The sequence below is a fragment of the Curtobacterium sp. PhB191 genome (assembly GCF_004346515.1).
Taxonomy (GTDB): domain Bacteria; phylum Actinomycetota; class Actinomycetes; order Actinomycetales; family Microbacteriaceae; genus Curtobacterium.
On record NZ_SMBV01000001.1, the window covers coordinates 477,442 to 491,539 of the forward strand.

Genomic DNA, 14,098 nt, shown 5'->3' on the forward strand with positions numbered 1-14,098 from the left:
GAGGCATGCGTGTGCTGATGGTGGAGGACGAAGCCGGTCTGGTGACCGCGTTGCGCGTCGCCCTGCAGCGTGAGGGGTACGCGGTCGACGCCGCCGGCACGCTCGGGGACGCCCGCGGGAAGCTCGCCGTCACGGACTACGACATCGTCCTGCTCGACGTGAACCTGCCGGACGGGGACGGCTTCGAGCTCGCCGGCGAACTCCGGTCGACCGGCGAACCCGGTGGGTCCGGTGGCCCTGGCCCACGGATCCTCATGCTCACCGCCCGCGGCCAGCTGCGCGATCGGGTCCGCGGGCTCGACCTCGGTGCCGACGACTACCTGGTGAAACCGTTCGCGCTCGTCGAGCTCACCGCCCGGATGCGCGCACTCACCCGGCGCTCGGGCGAGGCCGCGTCCTCCGTGCTCGTCGACGGCCCGATCGTCGTCGACACCGCGCGGCAGCTCGCGCGCCGTGGCGACCGCGAACTCGCGCTGACCCTGAAGGAGTTCGGGGTGCTCCGGTACCTGCTCGGCCGTGTCGGCTACGTGGTGTCGGCAGAGGAACTGCTCGAGCACGTGTGGGACGAGAACGCCGACCCGTTCACGCAGACCGTCCGGGTCACGGTGGGCACGCTCCGCCGGAAGCTCAGCGTCGCGGACGAAGAGCCGGCGATCGAGACCGTCGTCGGCCGCGGGTACCGGCTCCGGGAACTCATCGAGGACGGCACCGGGGACTCGTCGACGCTCGGAGCGCCAGCCGCGCCGGTACGGGCGGTCGGCGCGGCCGGCGCTGCCGGCGCTGCGTCGTGAGCGCGCTCGACCGCGCCAGGCGCGAGGTCGGCCACCGCCGGTTCCTCCGCCTGCCGGCCTGGGCACGCACGATCCGGATGCGCCTGACCCTGACGTACAGCGCCGTCCTGTTCGGGATCACCGCACTCGCCCTCGCCGCCGTCTACGTCGCCCTGTCGAGCACGGTCAGCGCCGAGCCCCTCAACCCCGTCACGGTGAAGAAGTTCTACAAGGCCGCCGACGGCACGATCGTCTACAAGCCCGGCGAGCAGTTCCAGGTCGCCGACCTCGAGACGGTGCAGGGCGCCGTCAACTACACGTCCCTGCAGTCGCTGCAGCAGTACTCGATCATCGCCCTCGTCGTGATGTTCGTCCTGAGCCTGGCGATCGGCTGGTGGGTCGCCGGCCGCGCGCTCCGCCCCGTCGGTGCGATCACCCGGGCGACGCAGGAGATCACCGCGACCGACCTGTCACGCCGCATCGACGCGTCAGGGCCTCCCGACGAGCTGCACACCCTCGCCGACACCATCGACGGGATGCTCGACCGGCTCGACCGCGCGTTCCGGGCCGAACGGATGCTCGTCGAGGACGTCTCCCACGAACTGCGGAACCCCGTCGCCGTCGTGCAGTCGAACGTCGAGGCCGTCCTCGCGGACGACGCCGCCACCCCGGCCGAACGGCAGGCGTCAGCCGACGTCGTGCTGCAGTCCACCCGGCGGATGAGCCGCCTGCTCGAGGACCTGCTCGCGACCGCCCGCACCCGGTCCGAGGCCTTCACCGACCGCGACGTCGACGTCGCGCGGCTGGCCGCGTCCGCTGCTGCGGAGTACGGGGTCCTGGCGAGCCGCCGCGACCTCACGATCCGCGAGCGGATCCACGGCGGCCCGGTGGTGTTCGCCGATCCCGACGCCCTGTCGCGCGCACTCGGCAACCTGCTCTCGAACGCCGTCCGGCTCGCACCCGTCGGCTCCACCGTGACGATCGGCGTCGGGAGCGTCCGTGGGTGGGCGTGGCTCGCGGTGCGTGACGAGGGCCCCGGCATCGCCGACGATGCCCGGCCACGGGTGTTCGACCGCTTCTACCGGGAGTCCTCGGACGCCTCCACCGGCAGCGGCCTCGGGCTGTCGATCGCGCGCCAGATCGTGGAGAGCCACGAGGGCCGCCTCCGCCTCGAGAGTCGCGGCTCCGACGGGTCGACCTTCGTCATCTGGTTGCCGGAGCGCGCCGTGCCGGGCGCCCCGACGAGGACGGACGAGCCGCCGGACGGCGACCCGCTCGCCTGAGTGCCGACCCCGTGACGGCCAGGAGGCCCGTGGCGGCGCCGCCACGGGCCTCCTGGCCGTCTCCTGGTCGCGTCAGGCCTCCGGGATCACCCGCTCGAAGCGGCTCGTGTCCGCACCGTCGGGGTCCGGGCCGTTCCGGCGGCCCGTGTCGAGCGCGTCCAGGGCCCTGAGGTCGTCGTCGGACAGCACGAAGTCGAAGACGTCGAAGTTCTCCGCGATCCGTCCGGGGTTCGTCGACTTCGGGATCGCGTTCCGCCCTTGCTGCACGTGCCAGCGGAGCATCACCTGCGCCGGCGTCTTGCCGTGCCTCTGGGCGATGGTCCGGATCATCGGGTCGTCCATCACGCTGACCCGCTCGTCACCCCAACCCGGGTAGAAGGTGATCCCGCCGATGGGGGACCACGCCTGGTCGAGGACCCCGTGCTCCGCGTCGGCGCGCTGCACGTCCGGCTGCGTGAAGTACGGGTGCAGCTCGACCTGGTTGAGCGCCGGGATGACGTCGGTCGCGTCGAGCAGCGACTGCAGGTGGTGCGGCATGAAGTTGCTCACGCCGATCGCTCCGATCCGACCGTCGGCGTACAGCGTCTCGAGCGCCTTGTACGCCTGCACCGTCCGTTCGAAGCGGTCCGGCGCGGGCTGGTGCAGGATCAGCACGTCGACGCGGTCGAACCCGAGCTTGCCGGTGGCCTTCTCGAACGCGTGCAGGGTCTCGTCGTAGCCGTAGTCGGAGACCCAGATCTTCGTCTCGACCACGATCTCGTCGCGGTCGACGCCGGAGGCGCGGATGCCCTCGCCGACCTCGCGTTCGTTGCCGTACGCGGCGGCGGTGTCGATGTGGCGGTACCCGGTCTCCAGTGCCGTGCGGACCGCGTCCACGGTCTCGTCGGGTGCGCTCTGGAACACGCCGAAGCCGATCGCGGGGATCTCGAGTCCGTTGTTGAGGGTGAGTGTGTCCATGCCCACGACGCTAGGCCGGTGCCCCTGACCCTGACGGGTACCAGCAACCCCTTCTTCCCCGCCCGGCACCGTCCTACCGTGGACGCATGGACACCAAGAGCGAAGTGCGCGACTTCCTCCGCACCCGCCGCGAGCGGGTCACGCCGCAGCAGGTCGGGCTGCCCGACTTCGGTGGCGCCCGACGGGTCAAGGGTCTCCGCCGCGAGGAGCTCGCGCTCATCGCCGGCATGAGTGTCGACTACTACATCCGCCTCGAGCGCGGGAACCTCACCGGCGTCTCGGAGAGCGTGCTCGAGTCGCTGTCGCGCGCGTTGCGCCTCGACGACGCCGAGCACGCGCACCTGTTCGACCTGGCCCGCGTGCAGAACGCCTCGGCGACCACGCGGCGGAAGCCCCCGACGTCGAAGGTCCGACCGAACGTGCAGCGCATGCTCGACGGCATGACGATGCCCGCGTGGGTCCGGAACGGCCGCTCGGACTTCCTGGCCGGCAACGCCTTGGCACGTGCGCTCTACTCGCCGCTCTTCCTCGACCCCGCCGGCACCCCGAACACCGCCCGCTTCGCGTTCCTCGACCCGCGCGGTCAGGAGTTCTGGCGCGACTGGGACGTCGTCGCGAGCGACATGGTGGCCGTGCTCCGTGCCGAGGCCGCCCGGTCGCCGTACGACAAGGGGCTGACCGACCTGATCGGCGAGCTCTCCACCCGCAGCGAGGAGTTCCGGCAGCGCTGGGCCGCGCACGGCGTCATGCGGCACCTGAACGGCTCGAAGCGGGTGCACCACCCCGAGGTCGGCGACCTCGACCTGACGTACGAGACGATGGAGCTCGCGACCGACACCGGTCTGACGCTCATCGCCTACGGCACCGAGCCGGGCTCACCGTCCGAGGAGCGCCTGCAGCTGCTCGCGAACCTCGTCGCCACGACGGCCGCAGCCGTCCCGGAACCGGAGGACGCATGAGCGAGACCGAGTCCGTCCCGACGACCGCAGCCGCCGCGCCGCTCGGGTTCCTGGGCCGGTTGCGGTTCCGCTGGCGCGCGGAGCAGGAGATCCACGACCTGACCCGCGACCGTGCGCTCGAGGAGCGCGTGCGTGCCGAGGCCGCTGTGCGGCTCGCGCCCGGCCCGTGGCACCTCGGCGAGCTGTTCCGACGTCGCTGACGTTGCGCGCGTGCCCAGATGGCGGACGGGAGGCCCGTGGCCAGCTGGCCGCGGGCCTCCCGTCCGTCAGTCGGTCGCGTTCACCGGCGACGTGCGGCGGGCACCAGGGTGTGCTGCCCGTAGCTGTTGTCGTCGGGGTTGATCGTGACGCCCGGTGCGACGAGCTCGTCGATGCGGTCCAGGACCTCGTCGCTGAGCACGCGGTCGGCGGCAGGGAGCTGCGACTCGAGCTGCTCCATGGTGCGCGGGCCGATGATCGCGCTCGTGACGCCGGGGTGCCGGATCACCCACGCCAGCGACATCTCGATGAGGGACATGTCCTGCGACTCGGCCAGGAGTGCGAGTTCCTCGACGATGTCGAGCTTCCGCTGGTTCGCGGGCGTCGACATGTCGAACCGGGCCGCGGGGCGGTGCTTCGCCGTCGGGGTCCCGGGAGCGTCCTTGCGCCAGCGGCCGCTGAGCCAGCCGCCGCCGAGCGGGCTGTAGACGAGGGTGCCCATGCCGTAGCGCTGCGTGGTCGGCAGGACGTCCTCCTCGATGCCGCGCACCAGGATCGAGTACGGCGGCTGCTCGGTGCGGAAGCGCTCCAGGCCACGGCGCTCCGAGGTCCACTGGGCCTCGACGATCTCGGCGCCCGAGTACGACGACGATCCGATGTTCCGGACCTTGCCCTGGCGGACCAGGTCGGTCAGGGCGCCCAGGGTCTCCTCGACGTCCGTCGTCGGGGACGGACGGTGCACCTGGTACAGGTCGATGTGGTCCGTGCCGAGGCGGCGCAGGGAGTTCTCGACCTCCTGCATGATCCAGCGGCGCGAGCCCCCGGAGCGGTTCGGGCCCTCACCCATCGGCATGAAGAACTTGGTGGCGAGCACGACGTCGTCACGGCGGTCCTTGATGGCCTTGCCGACGATCTCCTCGGAGACGCCGTCCGAGTAGGCGTCGGCGGTGTCGACGAAGTTGATGCCCGCGTCGAAGGCACGGTGGATGATCCGGATCGAGTCGTCGACGTCGGCGTTCGCCCACGGGCCGAACATCATGGTGCCCAGAGCGAGCGGGCTCACCTCGACGCCGGTGCGTCCGAGCTGGCGGTACTCCATGGTTTCCTCTCCGTGCCCGCGGGTCTCGCCGGGCACGGCTGCCACGCTAGGCCGGTCACCCACGGCGAAAGGGGGGAGGCCCTTACCTCCCTCGGTCGGCGGGGCGGTCGTAGCGTCGGGGGCATGACGTTCGCCGAGACCGACCCCGAGTTCGCCCAGTACCACGCCGACTTCGTGGACGATACGCTGCAGCACGCGTCGCTCAGCAGCCACGACCGCGCGGTCGTGCAGCTCGGCGCGATGATCGCCGCCGGCGCGCAGACCGCCTTCCGACAGCTGCTCGGCACCGCGCTCGACGGCTCGCTGACCCCGGTCGAGGCGAAGGAGATCGGGTACCAGGCCGTCGCCTACGTCGGGTCCGCACGCGCCTCGGACTTCCTCACGATCACCAACGACGTGCTGATCGCGCGCGGTGTCGAGCTGCCGCTCCCGGGCCGGTCGACGACCACCCCCGACGACCGACTCGAACGGGGCCGTGCGGTCCAGAGCGCCGTCGTCGGCGCCGGACGTGTCGACGCGATGTACGAGAACGCGGCCGACGACACCGTGCACTTCCAGCGTTTCCTGTCCGGCAACTGCTTCGGTGACACCGTCGGACGGGACGGGCTCGACCTGCCGACGCGTGAGCTGCTGACGTTCGCGGTCCTCGTCGCGCTCGGCGGCGCGGACGCGCAGGTCACGGGACACGTCGCGGGCAACCTGCACGTCGGGAACACCCGGCAACAGCTGCTCGACGTGCTCACCGTCCTGGTGCCGGTGATCGGCTACCCGCGGACGCTCAACGGGCTCGCCGCCGTGAACGAGGGTGCGCCCGCCGCTTGAGGTCGCGGCCGGTCCCTCAGACGACGAGGGGGCCTGCGACCTCGAGCTGGTCGTGGTCGACCTGCCAGCGGATGGCGTCGAGCACCGTCTGTTCGGCGGTGAACCCGGGCGCGTGACCGAGCAGGCGGCGGGCCTTCTCGACGCTGAACACCTGACTGCGTGACAGGTGCTCCCAGCTGGCGCCAGCGTGCTCTGGAGTGGTGGTCTCGCGGAACCGGTCCCAGCTGACGGACTCGAGCCGGGCCTCCTGGCCGAACCACGACGCTGCCAGGTGGGCGTACCCACGCGCGGTGAGCGCCGTCGGCGCCGTGATGAAGAAGTCCTCGCCGACCGCCGCCTCGCGGTGTTCGACGGCGAGCTGGAAGGCCTGCGCAACGTCGTCCGCGTGCACGTGGGCCATGGTCTCGGCACCGAGACCGGGGACCTCGATCGCCTCGCCGGCGGACAGCCTCGTCAGCACCGACGGGTCGAGGTTGCCGAGCGGACCGATCGGCATCCAGCCCGGACCGCTGATGTGACCCGGGTGCAGCGTCGTCGTCGCCAAACCCCCTGACACGGTTTCTTCCTTGAGCATCCGCGCGATCGCGTCCTTCTGCACGCCGTAGTCGCCGAAGGGCGGCGTGAAGTCGTCCTCGGTGATCGGCAGCACACGGGATGCACCCGCGCGCCAGATCGAGCCGCAGTGCACGAGGTGCGTGCCCGTGCCGCGGAGCGCTTCGACGAGGGCGGCGGCGGACGACTCGGTGAAGCAGACCAGGTCGACGACGGCATCGGCGTCGAGCGCAGCGATCCGCGCTCCGAACGTGCCGTCGCGGTCCTCCTGCTCACGGTCCGCGGTGACGCGTTCGACCCGCTGCCACTCGGGGGAGTCGGCGTAGGGGGTGCTGGTGCCGCGACTGATGGCGACGACCTCGTGACCGGCGCGGACGAGGCGGGGGACGAGGAACGTGCCGATGTGGCCGGTGGCTCCGATGACGACGATGCGCATCAGTCGGCGGTGATGACCTTCACGGAGCCGGCGATGGTCGCGGCGTCCTCGGCGAGCGCCACGACCGGGTCGGGCAGGCGGGTGGTGGCACCGACGAGCTTGCGGGCACCCCACCCGACGAACGACCCGACGATCGCACCGACGCCGCCGAGGATCGCGCCCTCGATGCGCAGGTCGCGCTTGCCGGTCGTGCCGAGTGCTGCGCCGACGAGCGCACCGGACCCGATGCGGCCGATCAGGCCGGCGGGGGAGATGCGGTTCGGGGTCATCGGCAGCTTGTCGCCGATGAGTTCACCGACGGCCGAGGCGACGAGGAGTCCGCGGCCGAGCGGGGTGCTGAAGACCTTCCAGTCCTGCCACGACCCCTTCAGCGAGGACCGGTCGTGGTTCAGCGCCAGCACCGCGAGCGGGGTGGCGCTGCGGCCGCCGCTCAGGATGCCGAGCACCAGGGTGCGGACCAGGGTGTGCTGCTCGTGCTGCGTGCTCATCGTGTCTCCAGTCGTGATCAGGTCCGACCGTACGCACGCGGGCCGCGAGCGCTCCGAGGGTCCTCACGGACTGCGGGTACTGAGCCGGCCCGAGTAGCGTCCGCCGCATGAGCAACGTCATCGTCTTCGGCGGCCACGGCAAGGTCGCACTCCTCACCACCCGCATCCTCAGCGACCGCGGCCACTCGGTCACCTCGGTCATCCGCGACGCGGACCAGTCCGACGAGATCCGTGCCCACGGCGGCGAACCCCGTGTCGCGGACATCCAGCAGCAGTCCCTGACCGACTTCGCGGAGCTCGTCCACGGGCACGACGCCGTCGTGTGGTCGGCCGGTGCCGGCGGCGGGTCCGCCGACCGCACCTGGGCGATCGACCGCGACGCCGCGATCCTGTCGGTGCAGGGCGCGAAGCAGGCTGGCGTCGACCGCTACGTCATGGTGTCGTGGTCCGGGTCGCAGCTCGACCACGGGGTACCGCAGGACAACGACTTCTTCGCCTACGCGCAGTCGAAGGCGATCGCCGACGCCGTGGTGCGCGACTCCGGTCTGCAGTGGACCATCGTGGCGCCGAGCACCCTGACGGACGACGACGCCACCGGTTCGGTCGACTGGGCGGGCTCGTCGAGCGACGTGCCGCGCGGCGACGTCGCACACGTGATCGCCGACGTGCTCGAGACCCCCGGCACGGCGGGCAACACCATCCGGTTCAACTCGGGATCGACCCCGATCGCGGACTTCCTCCGCGCCGACGCTGTCTGAGGACCCCGACGGGGTCTGACGACGGCCCGCGGCCCGCAGCCGCGCTTCAGTAGATCGCTGCGATGCCGGTCATGTCGCCGAGCCCGAGCGTGCGTGAGCCGGTGTCGCAGTACCCGCCGGACGGCTCCATGACCTGACCGGTTCCGGTCTTGACGTGGCCGAGTCCGTACAGGTGTCCCCACTCGTGGGTGGCGACGGCCTGGGTGTCGAACCGTGCGCCCGAGCAGGCGGTCGTCGAGCTCCACTTGTAGCTGGTGGCGTACCGCTGGTCGGACTCCTTCGCAATGCCGTTGCCGTCGTACCAGACGCACGTCACGCCGAGGGTGCCGGAAGGGAGCTTGCCCCATCCGACGACGCTGTAGCCGTTGCTCTTCGAGCAGCCGCCCTTGTCGGTGAGCCCGGGCACCTGGGTCGCCAGGCGCACGTAGGAGTTCCGGGCCGACGAGGTCACGGTTCGGTCGCACGACGCGATCGTGCCGGTCCACGCGTTCGCCGCCTTGCGCAGGGCGTCCTTGGCGTACGACGACTTCTGGCCGGACTCGTTGTAGTACCACTGCACCGTGCTCGACCAGCGGTACGGGTTCCGTGCGTTGGCCGTGCTGGTGCACTTGGTGGTGGCCGCGGCCGTGGCGGCCGGTGCTGCGGGTGCGCTGGCGGCGGCGCTGGCCGCCGCGCTCCTCGCTTGCTCGCGGCGCACGGCGGGCGCCGAACCGCTCCACCCCTCGTCGATGCGGACCGCGACACCGCCGGTGCCGGTGTTCGCGATGACGACCTCCGCCAGCTCCGGAGCACCCGGCGCAGCCGAGCTGCTGGCCATGACGCTCTCACCGGGTGCCGGCACGGCGAAGGTGCGGCCGTCCGGCAGCGCGACCGTGCCCGACGAGACCGTGCACCCCGACCGGAGCGTCTGCACCGAGAGCGTCCCCGTGGCGCAGCGGGTACCGGCCCCCGGCGTGGATGCCCCCGGCGTCGCCGCCTGCGCGGGTGCCGCCGTCGCGGTGAGGCCGACGACGAGTGCGATGACCGCTCCGGTGGTGAGCGTGTTCCTGACAGGACGCATGGTTGCCCTTCCCGCGGTGGGCCCCTGTGCCCGCCGTCCCTGATCGGGTCCATGCTCGCCGATGAGCCCCCGTCAGGTCCAGGGCTGCGCCGACAGGACAGGAAGCGCCCAGCCGTCGCGGTCGGTCAGCGCAGCCGCTCGACCATCGGACACGCGAACGGATCGCGAGCCGCGAGACCGACCTCGTTGAGGTAGCGGACCACGATGACGTAGGAGTGCACCAGCGTCGTCTCGGTGTACGGCACGCCCTGGTCCGCGCAGTACTTCCGGACCATGTCCCGGGCGGCCCGCAGGTTCGGTCGGGCCATGCTCGGGAACAGGTGGTGCTCGACCTGGTGGTTCAGGCCACCCATGAAGTACTCGACCCAGGCGCCACCACCGATGTCGCGCGAGGTCAGGACCTGGCGCGAGAAGAAGTCCACGCGGCGGCCGGGTTCGATGACGGGCATGCCCTTGTGGTTCGGCGCGAACGCGATCCCCATGAGGAACCCGAACACGGCGAGCTGCACACCGAGGAACGCGAAGGCCAAGCCGACCGGCAGGAACCAGAACACGACACCCAGGTAGAGCACGAACCGGCCGACGAAGACCGATCCCTCGGCCCACCGTCGCTTCACCGGGCCACGGCTCGTGTACGTGCGGATCGACTGCCAGTGCAGGTTCACACCCTCGACCAGGAGCATCGGGAAGAACGCGTACCCCTGCACGCGGACGAGCACACGCAGGAACCCGGTCCGGCTGGCAGCGTCCTCGGGTCGGAACGAGATCGCGTCGAACGAGATGTCCGGGTCCTTGCCGACGGTGTTCGGGTTGGCGTGGTGCCGGGTGTGCTTGTTCATCCACCACGCGTAGCTGATGCCGGTCAGGAACGTGCCGGCGTACCGGGCCGCTCGGTCGTTCCAGTGGTGCGACGCGAAGACCTGTCGGTGGGCAGCCTCGTGCGACAGGAACGCGAACTGCGTGAACAGTGCGCCCAGCACCCCGGCGACGATCAACTGGTACCAGGAGCCGCCGAGCACGGCGAACGCCCCGCCGGTGATGCCGAGCAGCGCGGCGAGCACTGCGATGAGGCCCCAGTACCAGCCCGTGCGGCGACCGAGGAGCCCAGCGGTGCGGACCTGCGCGAGCAGCGCGGTGTACGTGGAGGTGGTGTCGGTCCGAGGCGACCGTCGTTCGGTCTTCCGGTAGCCCGTCGGTACGACCAGTTCGTCGCCCATGGTTTCCTCCTGGATCCAGTGCTGCGCCTGCAACCGGGGTCCGGGGCTACGACTTGCTCGTGATCGTACGCCGGCCCGGACCGGGGACACACGGGATCAGGCGGGGAGGACCAGGCGGCGTTCGACGATGGCCCGAGCGACGTCGGCGAGGCGCTCCTGGTTCGACCGCGCGTACTGCCGCAGCAGTTCGAACGCCGCCTCGGTGTCGACCGAGTGCGTGTACGCGACGAACCCCTTGGCCTGTTCGATCACGACCCGGCTGTCGAGGGCTCGCTGCAACTGCGCCTGCGTCAGCGCCGCGTGTTGCAGGGTCCGCTGCTGCAGGATGCTGATGGTCGCGACGTCAGTCAGGGCCTGTGCAGCCAGGGCGTCGTCGCGGTTCAGCGCCCCCTCGGTCTCGCGGAACAGGTTGAGCGACCCGAGCGTGGTGTCCCGCAACCGCATCGGGATCGCGTGCACCGACGCGTACCCCGACTCGGCGGACGCGGCCGCGAACGTCGGCCACCGGCGTTGCATCTCCGCCTGGTCACTGACGGACACCGGACGGCCGGTCGCGAAGCACTCCACGCACGGCCCTTCGCCGGCGTCGAGCTGCAGGAGTCCGACGAAGCTGGACCGCTCACTGGTCGACGCCACGACCTCGAGTTCCTGGTGCTGGTTGGCCAGCAGGATGCCGGCCGCCGAGGCGTCGAAGATGTCGACGACGCTGTCGACCAGGTTCTGCAGCAGGTCGACGACGTCGTACTCGTCGACGAGGGTGTCGGTCAGCGTGACGAAGGTGTCGATGAGCCGGCGCTCGCGGGTCGGTGCCATGGTGCGTGCTCCTCAGTTCTCGGAACCGTACGGCCGGGCGAGGTCGATGCGGCGAGCGATGACGTCGGTGGCGACGTCGCGGACGGTGCGTTCGGTGGCGAAGGCGTGCGCCTGCAGCACGAGGAGGGCGTCGGTGACGTCCACCCCGAGCTGTGCTGCGACCATGCCGGTCGCCTGGTGCACCTCTCGTCGGGAGTAGCGGCTGGTGCCCATGTCGGCACGGCCGTCGGCGGCCGCGGCGAGCAACGCACCACGGAGCACCCGACGGGCTGCGACCTCGGTGAGCTCCACGGCGCCGCGGATCTGCCCCACGGTCAGGGTGCGCTCGCTGTCCACGGAAAGGTCGACGGCGCCGACGGGGATCGTCCCGATGCGCATCGGGAACGAGAACACCGCCCCGACCCCGGCGCGCAGGAGTTCCTCGAGCGCGAGCGGCCAGTCGGTGTTCGTCGTGCCGGACAGGTCGGACTCCAGGACCGGGCGGCGGGTCGTCAACGCCTGCCAGCACGGGCCCTCGCCGAGGTCGAACTGGATCTCGTCGATCCGCGCGGCGCGCGCGTCGCTCGCGCACACCGTCGCCGACCCGAGCGGGTTGCCGAGGGTGGAGATGCCGACCCCGGTGACGGGCAGCGTCGTCAGGAACGGCGGGCACATGTCGGCGCCGTCGGGTGCGGCCTGCAGTGCGGAGACTGCCGTCGTGAAGTCGTTCATCGCGAGGAAACCGTCCGGGTCCGTGAACGCGGGGCTGATCCGGCCCCCGCGTTGTGCAACGCTAGCGCAGTGCCCCGCTGGCGTCGCCCGCCGGGCACGTCGACCCGCGCGGACACGGTCAGCCCGCGCTGACGCGCGACGGCTCCGGCACGAAGTGGATCCGCTCCGCCGCCCGCGTGACCTCGCGGGCCCGGGCCGTGCGGTCGTCGAACTCGATGCGCGCTGCGTCACGGACCTGCTCCTTGTCGAACAACGACGCCCGGCTCACGACGTCGACGATCGTCGCGACCACCGTGGCGAGACCGCGTTCGAGCTGTCCGAGGTTCGTGTTGCCGATGACGAGACGCCGGTCCTGCACGTCGAGCGTGACGTCGGGGTAGCCGGCCGTCACGAGCTGCGCGTGTCCGTCGGCACCGCGCAGGCCGGCCATCTCGGCTGCGTCGGGTCGGCGGTTGAACACCGCCGGGACGTCGTAGTACTTCGCCGCCGTGGGCTTGCCGAGCTCGGTGGGCAGGCCGGAGGCCACCACACTCGTGAGCGCGAGCGGCGTCGAGGCCGCCTCGGACTGGTCCGTCATGATGACTCCCTTGGCGGATCCCCGCGGGAGCTCGAGAGGATCTCGGACTCGGTACGGCGACACCGTGGCGTCAGTGTGGGACCCGCGGATGTGAGCACTCCCAGCCGCGGCCCGACGCCGGGGCTCCACCACGCCCCGGCGCCACCCCGCTCAGGCGAACTGCGCGTAGAACGCCGACGGGTCCTGCGACAGCGACGCCTTCACCGCACTGCTCCACTCGTCGACGACGACCTCGGCCGCGCCCCGCTCGACGCCGTCCAGCGCGGCCCGCGCCACGTCGGCCGGGTCGACCTTCGGCCCCTCGTAGCCGTCCATCATGTCCGTGTCCGCCGCCCCGAGGTGCAGCCCCTGCACGCTGATCCCCTTGCCGGCGAGCTCCAATCGGACGGCGTTCGTCAGGTTCCACTCGGCGGCCTTCGCCGCCGCGTACGCGCCGGATCCCGGGTAGACGAACCAGGACAGTGCGGACAGGACGTTCACGATGCCGCCGCCGCCGTTCCGCTCGATCACCGGTGCGAACGCCCGGATCATCGCGAGGTTCCCCCAGTAGTGCGTGTCCATCTCGCGGCGCGCATCGGTCAGGTCGTCGGTGAGCAGCGAGCCCGTCGTCGAGATGCCCGCGTTGTTCACGAGCAGGGTGACGTCGCCAGCGGCTGCGGCCGCCGCCTCGACCGACGCCGGGTCGGTGATGTCGAGCGGCAGCGCCACGACGCCCTCGATGTCCACGAGCTCGGGTCGGCGTGCGGTCGCGTAGACCTTGGTGGCGCCGCGCTCCAGCAGCTGCAGGACGAAGCGGCGTCCGATGCCCCGGTTCGAGCCCGTGACGAGTGCGACCGATCCAGCGATGTCCATGGTGTCTCCTCCTGCCGCGCGGGTCTCTCCCGCAGCGGCTCGGTTACGCTAAGACCTCACATCGATGTCAGGGGCAAGCCCCGGATCGGAGTCCGCATGCGGATCGGCGACCTCGCCGCAGAGACGGGTGCCAGCGTGCGCTCGCTGCGGTACTACGAGGAGCAGGGACTGCTCACCGCGTCGCGGACCACCAGCGGGCAGCGCGTCTACGACACCCCGGCGGTCGAGCGCGTCCAGCTCGTGCAGCAGCTGTTCGCCGCCGGTCTGCCGAGCCGCACCATCGTGCAGCTGTTGCCGTGCGTGGACAGCGGGCACGCGACACCGGAGTCGTTCGCGCTGCTCGTGGCCGAGCGCGACCGGATCACGGCGCAGATGGCGGAGCTCGAGGCCGCGCGTGGCCGGCTCGACGAGGTCATCGCCATCAGCGAGCACCCGACTGCCGAGCACTGCCCGGCCCTGCGTGAGCCGGCAGACGGAGCGGTCGCGGCCTGAGACGTGGTGCGGGACGGACGGGAGGCGCGTGGCGGGTCCGCCACGGGCCTCCCG

At 71.4% G+C, this 14,098-nt stretch carries 16 protein-coding genes and 1 pseudogene; 7 read left to right on the forward strand and 10 right to left on the reverse strand.

What is annotated here, in order from left to right:
• Positions 1–5: 5 nt before the first annotated feature.
• Both EDF48_RS02330 and EDF48_RS02335 read left to right on the forward strand, forming a co-directional pair.
• A pseudogene (locus EDF48_RS02330) lies at positions 6–686 on the forward strand (response regulator transcription factor); the annotation flags it as partial.
• Between the two features lie 101 nt (positions 687–787).
• Positions 788–2,053, forward strand: coding sequence for a HAMP domain-containing sensor histidine kinase (locus EDF48_RS02335; RefSeq protein ID WP_207913210.1), 1,266 nt, complete (start codon positions 788–790; stop codon positions 2,051–2,053).
• Between the two features lie 72 nt (positions 2,054–2,125).
• Here the strand turns inward: EDF48_RS02335 and EDF48_RS02340 are convergent, their stop codons facing one another.
• Positions 2,126–3,010, reverse strand: a complete 885-nt coding sequence (locus tag EDF48_RS02340) for an aldo/keto reductase (protein WP_131877851.1) — start codon at positions 3,008–3,010, stop codon at positions 2,126–2,128.
• A gap of 86 nt (positions 3,011–3,096) precedes the next feature.
• Between EDF48_RS02340 and EDF48_RS02345 the strand changes: the two genes are divergently transcribed.
• The gene (locus tag EDF48_RS02345; RefSeq protein ID WP_165932302.1) at positions 3,097–3,969 is read left to right on the forward strand and encodes a helix-turn-helix transcriptional regulator; all 873 of its coding nucleotides are present in this window, start codon (positions 3,097–3,099) and stop codon (positions 3,967–3,969) included.
• Positions 3,966–4,169, forward strand: coding sequence for a hypothetical protein (locus EDF48_RS02350; RefSeq protein ID WP_123671333.1), 204 nt, complete (start codon positions 3,966–3,968; stop codon positions 4,167–4,169). Before EDF48_RS02345 ends, EDF48_RS02350 begins: the two co-directional genes overlap by 4 nt.
• 80 nt (positions 4,170–4,249) lie before the next feature.
• On the opposite strand, the gene EDF48_RS02355 is transcribed toward EDF48_RS02350, so the two are convergent.
• Positions 4,250–5,266 carry an aldo/keto reductase gene (locus tag EDF48_RS02355; protein ID WP_131878098.1) on the reverse strand — a complete coding sequence of 339 codons (1,017 nt, stop codon included), beginning with the start codon at positions 5,264–5,266 and terminating at the stop codon, positions 4,250–4,252.
• Positions 5,267–5,389: 123 nt separating this feature from the next.
• Here EDF48_RS02355 and EDF48_RS02360 point away from each other — a divergent pair, with 123 nt between their 5' ends.
• Positions 5,390–6,088, forward strand: coding sequence for a carboxymuconolactone decarboxylase family protein (locus EDF48_RS02360; RefSeq protein ID WP_131877853.1), 699 nt, complete (start codon positions 5,390–5,392; stop codon positions 6,086–6,088).
• Between the two features lie 16 nt (positions 6,089–6,104).
• On the opposite strand, the gene EDF48_RS02365 is transcribed toward EDF48_RS02360, so the two are convergent.
• Positions 6,105–7,076 carry an NAD(P)-dependent oxidoreductase gene (locus tag EDF48_RS02365; protein WP_131877855.1) on the reverse strand — a complete coding sequence of 324 codons (972 nt, stop codon included), beginning with the start codon at positions 7,074–7,076 and terminating at the stop codon, positions 6,105–6,107.
• On the reverse strand, positions 7,076–7,564 hold the full coding sequence (locus tag EDF48_RS02370) for a DUF4126 family protein (protein ID WP_123671330.1): 489 nt from the start codon (positions 7,562–7,564) through the stop codon (positions 7,076–7,078). Before EDF48_RS02370 ends, EDF48_RS02365 begins: the two co-directional genes overlap by 1 nt.
• A gap of 107 nt (positions 7,565–7,671) precedes the next feature.
• Here EDF48_RS02370 and EDF48_RS02375 point away from each other — a divergent pair, with 107 nt between their 5' ends.
• Positions 7,672–8,322, forward strand: coding sequence for an SDR family oxidoreductase (locus EDF48_RS02375; protein ID WP_131877857.1), 651 nt, complete (start codon positions 7,672–7,674; stop codon positions 8,320–8,322).
• A gap of 46 nt (positions 8,323–8,368) precedes the next feature.
• Here the strand turns inward: EDF48_RS02375 and EDF48_RS02380 are convergent, their stop codons facing one another.
• From EDF48_RS02380 to EDF48_RS02405, 6 genes are all read right to left on the reverse strand, one after another.
• Positions 8,369–9,382: a matrixin family metalloprotease gene (locus tag EDF48_RS02380; RefSeq protein WP_131877859.1), complete on the reverse strand. Its 1,014-nt coding sequence runs from the start codon at positions 9,380–9,382 to the stop codon at positions 8,369–8,371.
• Positions 9,383–9,507: 125 nt separating this feature from the next.
• Entirely contained in the window at positions 9,508–10,599 is a 1,092-nt protein-coding gene (locus EDF48_RS02385; RefSeq protein WP_131877861.1) for an acyl-CoA desaturase, read from the reverse strand.
• Between the two features lie 96 nt (positions 10,600–10,695).
• Positions 10,696–11,412 (reverse strand): GAF and ANTAR domain-containing protein, encoded by a 717-nt coding sequence (locus tag EDF48_RS02390; protein ID WP_123339354.1) that lies wholly within the window; start codon positions 11,410–11,412, stop codon positions 10,696–10,698.
• A 12-nt stretch (positions 11,413–11,424) separates the two neighbouring features.
• A complete protein-coding gene (locus EDF48_RS02395; protein ID WP_131877863.1) occupies positions 11,425–12,123 on the reverse strand; it encodes a GAF and ANTAR domain-containing protein in 699 nt (232 codons plus the stop codon).
• 118 nt (positions 12,124–12,241) lie between these two features.
• Positions 12,242–12,700, reverse strand: a complete 459-nt coding sequence (locus EDF48_RS02400) for a hypothetical protein (RefSeq protein ID WP_123339352.1) — start codon at positions 12,698–12,700, stop codon at positions 12,242–12,244.
• 150 nt (positions 12,701–12,850) lie between these two features.
• A complete protein-coding gene (locus EDF48_RS02405) occupies positions 12,851–13,552 on the reverse strand; it encodes an SDR family oxidoreductase (RefSeq protein WP_123937081.1) in 702 nt (233 codons plus the stop codon).
• 96 nt (positions 13,553–13,648) lie between these two features.
• Here EDF48_RS02405 and EDF48_RS02410 point away from each other — a divergent pair, with 96 nt between their 5' ends.
• Positions 13,649–14,044 carry a MerR family transcriptional regulator gene (locus EDF48_RS02410; protein ID WP_131877865.1) on the forward strand — a complete coding sequence of 132 codons (396 nt, stop codon included), beginning with the start codon at positions 13,649–13,651 and terminating at the stop codon, positions 14,042–14,044.
• Positions 14,045–14,098: the final 54 nt, after the last annotated feature.

Bases quoted from the DNA above. Each gene is read 5' to 3' on its own strand.
- EDF48_RS02410 (WP_131877865.1), top strand. From the start codon at position 13,649: ATGCGGATCGGCGACCTCGCCGCAGAGACGGGTGCCAGCGTGCGCTCG.
- EDF48_RS02405 (WP_123937081.1), bottom strand. From the start codon at position 13,552: ATGGACATCGCTGGATCGGTCGCACTCGTCACGGGCTCGAACCGGGGC.
- EDF48_RS02340 (WP_131877851.1), bottom strand. From the start codon at position 3,010: ATGGACACACTCACCCTCAACAACGGACTCGAGATCCCCGCGATCGGC.
- EDF48_RS02375 (WP_131877857.1), top strand. From the start codon at position 7,672: ATGAGCAACGTCATCGTCTTCGGCGGCCACGGCAAGGTCGCACTCCTC.
- EDF48_RS02395 (WP_131877863.1), bottom strand. From the start codon at position 12,123: ATGAACGACTTCACGACGGCAGTCTCCGCACTGCAGGCCGCACCCGAC.
- EDF48_RS02385 (WP_131877861.1), bottom strand. From the start codon at position 10,599: ATGGGCGACGAACTGGTCGTACCGACGGGCTACCGGAAGACCGAACGA.
- EDF48_RS02355 (WP_131878098.1), bottom strand. From the start codon at position 5,266: ATGGAGTACCGCCAGCTCGGACGCACCGGCGTCGAGGTGAGCCCGCTC.
- EDF48_RS02390 (WP_123339354.1), bottom strand. From the start codon at position 11,412: ATGGCACCGACCCGCGAGCGCCGGCTCATCGACACCTTCGTCACGCTG.
- EDF48_RS02400 (WP_123339352.1), bottom strand. From the start codon at position 12,700: ATGACGGACCAGTCCGAGGCGGCCTCGACGCCGCTCGCGCTCACGAGT.
- EDF48_RS02380 (WP_131877859.1), bottom strand. From the start codon at position 9,382: ATGCGTCCTGTCAGGAACACGCTCACCACCGGAGCGGTCATCGCACTC.
- EDF48_RS02350 (WP_123671333.1), top strand. From the start codon at position 3,966: ATGAGCGAGACCGAGTCCGTCCCGACGACCGCAGCCGCCGCGCCGCTC.
- EDF48_RS02360 (WP_131877853.1), top strand. From the start codon at position 5,390: ATGACGTTCGCCGAGACCGACCCCGAGTTCGCCCAGTACCACGCCGAC.
- EDF48_RS02370 (WP_123671330.1), bottom strand. From the start codon at position 7,564: ATGAGCACGCAGCACGAGCAGCACACCCTGGTCCGCACCCTGGTGCTC.
- EDF48_RS02345 (WP_165932302.1), top strand. From the start codon at position 3,097: ATGGACACCAAGAGCGAAGTGCGCGACTTCCTCCGCACCCGCCGCGAG.
- EDF48_RS02365 (WP_131877855.1), bottom strand. From the start codon at position 7,076: ATGCGCATCGTCGTCATCGGAGCCACCGGCCACATCGGCACGTTCCTC.